The organism is Streptomyces durocortorensis, assembly GCF_016901035.1.
Taxonomy (GTDB): domain Bacteria; phylum Actinomycetota; class Actinomycetes; order Streptomycetales; family Streptomycetaceae; genus Streptomyces; species Streptomyces durocortorensis.
Map to the genome: position 1 here is coordinate 1 of NZ_JAFEUF010000413.1, position 3,260 is coordinate 3,260.

Sequence of the window (3,260 nt, forward strand, 5' to 3'; positions counted from 1 at the left end):
CAAGGGCATCGACACCAACCGGGTGCTGGAGCTGATGGACCCGGAGAAGGACGCCGACGGGCTGCACCCCATGAGCCCCGGCCGGTGCGTGGTCCGGCAGTTCGTCGTCCCCGACCACCGCACCGCGTGACCCGACGAGGGCCGTGGCATTCATCGCTCGCCCACCAGGATGGCGAAGCCGTCGAGATGCCGGGCGAGACTGTATTCGAACAGTTCGTCGAGGTCAGGGGGCGATTCCTCGTGCACCTGCGCGAGCAGCGGGAACCGGCCGCTCGCGAACAGTTCCTCGGTCCGGCCGTACCTGAGCAACAAGGGCCTGCTCGGCGCCGTCGCCCTGGCGATCGTGGGTGTCTTCGGGCTGCGCGTATGCATCTCCGGGCTCATGGATCCCGGATATCGGGCACCGGGGGGCTGGACGGCGGCGTTCCTCGCCCTCATCGCCCTGTGCTGGGTGATCGCACTGGTGGTGCTGCCCCACCGCCGCACCAGGCGTCTGCGCCCGTCGGCCCGGTCCGTGCCTCGCCCCGGGGTGGTCGGGTTCGTGTCCCTGTATCTGACAATGGCCTTCCTGACCACGTTGCTCCCGCTGGGCCTCGGATCCCACCTGCTGCTCGGCGACCTGATGTCGCCCCTGCAGCGTCTGTTCGTCGCGGCCATGACCGCCGTGCCCTTCGGCCTTCTGGTGCTGCGCTGGAGGGCGGCCGCCGACTGGAGCGACCGGCATCGCATCTGGCTGATCGGCGGGATCCTCGTGTCGCACACCGCGTTCATGATGTACGGCTCGGTGAGCGCCGTATGCGTCGGAGCCGTCACCCTGGCGGTTGAGGTCTACCTGCTGACCGTACTCACCCGCTACGTGCGGCGCCGCCCGACGGGGCATCGTGACGGTCGTCATGCGGGCCGCCCGGGAGCAGACAGCTCCTGACGGGCATGGCCCCGTACGCCTCTCACTCCTCGTCCGTCACCGGCCACACCTCGTAGTGCAGCGTCCGGTCCCGCTTCAGCCGGTGCGCGAGCGGGACGAGCACGCCCTGTACGACCGGATACTTGCGCGACAGCATCCGCGCCGCGTGCGTGTTCTCCTTCGTGCCCGGCCGCAGCAGCCGTGCGTGCGCCCTGATCTGCGGGCCGGTCGGGACACCCCGCACCGTGCAGGGGGCGAGTTCCACCCGTGGGTGGTTGCGCATCCGCTCGACCTTCCAGGCGGAGGAGAACGTGCGGATGAACGCGTGATCGCCCTCGACGGCGATGTTGACCGGTGTGCCGACGGAGGTCCCGTCCTGCCGGTGGGTGCTCAGCAGGACGGCGTACTGCTTGACGAAAGGAGCGAGCTCCCGGCTGGCGTCCATATATCCATTGGGACACGGGCCGGCCGCCCTGTCATGTGCGGGACGCCTCCCGATCCGCCGCCCGTTCCCGGACCAGCACGTCGAAACCGGCGATGATCCGTTGCAGCCCGAACTCGAACTGGTCGAATTCGGGGCTGAAGGTGTCCTCCGACATGCTCGCCATCATCGGGTACGCGCCGCTGAGCATGGCCCGCTCCAGGAACGGGCGCTGGTGGTCCCAGAACACCTCGTCGCTCAGCCCGGTCTGCCGTACCGCCTCCGCCGCGTCGGCCTGGGTGCGGGCGAGGCCCTCCACGAAGCTGTTGACCGTGATGATCACGCCGATCAGCTCGGGGTCGCGCAGCCCCATCCCCCGCAGGCCGGTGAGCGCGAGCTCCAGTCCGCGCAGGGCGCTGGGACCGAGCACCGTACGGGCCTGGTTGATCTTCAGCAGCCAGGGGTGGCGGCGCAGGTTGTCCAGGTAGTCGCGGGCCATGGTGTCGACGGCCGCCCGCCAGTCGGCGGGGGCGGGGGGTGCCTCGGTGAGGGCCGTGGAGGCGTCGGTGGAGGGCAGGGGCTCGCCCAGCACCCGGTCGAGCATCAGGTCCAGCAGTTCGGCCTTGCCGGGGACGTACCGGTAGAGCGACATCGTGCCCGTGCCCAGCTCGGTGGAGAGGCGGCGCATCGAGACGGCGGCCAGCCCTTCCGCGTCCGCGACGGCGACCGCGGCGGTGACGATCCGGTCCAGGGTGAGGCCCGGTTTGGGGCCGCGGCCCGGGCGCTCGCCGGTGCCCCACAGCAGTTCCAGGCTGCGTGCGATATCGCCGCTCGCGGTGTTCGTGCTGTCCGTGCCGTTCCTGCCGTCCGTACCGCCCGTGCCATTCGTGGCCGCTGTCGTTCCGTCTTTCGCCATGAGGGCAGCGTAGTGCTCCGAAGCGGATTTGGGTACGCCGTACTCGCATCAGGGTACGGCGTACTCACTTTGGGGTACGGTGTACTCAGTTCGCTTCCCGTCGGTCGGAGAAACAGGGGGTTGTGCCATGTCCGCATCTACATCCGCATCCACATCCGGGTACGCGGTGCTCGCCGAAGGTGTCGTGAAGCGGTACCGGGGAAAGGGCGGGCCGGAGAAACGGGCGCTCGACGGGTTCGACCTCGCCGTCCGCCCCGGCACCGTCCACGGCCTGCTCGGCCCGAACGGGGCCGGCAAGACCACCGCCGTACGGATCCTCGCGACCCTGCTGCGGTACGACGCGGGCCGCGCCGAGGTCGCCGGGCTCGACGTGGCCCGCGAACCCCGCCGCGTACGGAGCCGGATCGGGCTCGCCGGCCAGTACGCGGCCGTCGACGAGGGCCTCACCGGGCGGCAGAACCTGGAGATGTTCGGGCGCCTCTTCCACCTCGGCAGCCGCCGGGCCCGGCAGCGCGCCGGGGAGTTGCTGGAGCGGTTCGACTTGACCGAGGCGGCCGACAAGGGCGCCGGCGCGTACAGCGGTGGCATGCGGCGGCGGCTCGACCTCGCCTCCTCGATGATCCTCCAGCCCGACGTGCTCTTCCTGGACGAGCCGACGACCGGGCTCGACCCGCGCGGCCGCGGTGAGGTCTGGGAGGCGGTCCGGGCGCTGGTGGCGGGCGGGACGACGGTGCTGCTGACCACGCAGTACCTCGACGAGGCCGACCGGCTCGCCTCGCACATCACCGTCATCGACCGGGGCCGGGCCATCGCCGACGACACCCCGGACGCGCTGAAGAACCGGGTCGGCGGTGATCGGATCGAGGTGGTCGCCGCCGACCCGGGGGACCTGGACGCGGTGGCGAAGGCCGTCGACCGGGTGGCCGGGGGGGGGGGGGGGGGGCGGGCCCCCCCCCGCCCCCCCCGGCCCCCCCCCCGGGGGGGCCCCCCCCGGGGCCCCCCCCCCCCGGGGGCCGCCG

The 3,260-nt window shown here is 71.7% G+C and carries 5 protein-coding genes and 1 pseudogene; 3 read left to right on the forward strand and 3 right to left on the reverse strand.

All coding sequences use genetic code 11. The features are described 5' to 3' along the window. Positions 1 to 100: pseudogene (locus JS521_RS34725) on the forward strand (bifunctional methylenetetrahydrofolate dehydrogenase/methenyltetrahydrofolate cyclohydrolase); the annotation flags it as partial. 50 nt (positions 101 to 150) lie between these two features. Here JS521_RS34725 and JS521_RS34730 read toward each other — a convergent pair. After that, complete coding sequence (locus JS521_RS34730; RefSeq protein WP_205086851.1) at positions 151 to 384, reverse strand: hypothetical protein; 234 nt, start codon at positions 382 to 384, stop codon at positions 151 to 153. Here JS521_RS34730 and JS521_RS34735 point away from each other — a divergent pair. Then, the gene (locus JS521_RS34735; protein ID WP_205086852.1) at positions 383 to 925 is read left to right on the forward strand and encodes a hypothetical protein; all 543 of its coding nucleotides are present in this window, start codon (positions 383 to 385) and stop codon (positions 923 to 925) included. The two genes, JS521_RS34730 and JS521_RS34735, sit on opposite strands and share 2 nt — an antisense overlap. A gap of 22 nt (positions 926 to 947) precedes the next feature. On the opposite strand, the gene JS521_RS34740 is transcribed toward JS521_RS34735, so the two are convergent. After that, a complete protein-coding gene (locus JS521_RS34740; RefSeq protein WP_205086853.1) occupies positions 948 to 1,349 on the reverse strand; it encodes a PPOX class F420-dependent oxidoreductase in 402 nt (133 codons plus the stop codon). A 31-nt stretch (positions 1,350 to 1,380) separates the two neighbouring features. Further along, positions 1,381 to 2,241 (reverse strand): TetR/AcrR family transcriptional regulator C-terminal domain-containing protein, encoded by an 861-nt coding sequence (locus JS521_RS34745; RefSeq protein ID WP_205086854.1) that lies wholly within the window; start codon positions 2,239 to 2,241, stop codon positions 1,381 to 1,383. 127 nt (positions 2,242 to 2,368) lie between these two features. Between JS521_RS34745 and JS521_RS34750 the strand changes: the two genes are divergently transcribed. Next, positions 2,369 to 3,260 (forward strand): ATP-binding cassette domain-containing protein (locus JS521_RS34750; protein ID WP_239488249.1); only part of this gene is annotated, 892 nt, incomplete at its 3' end.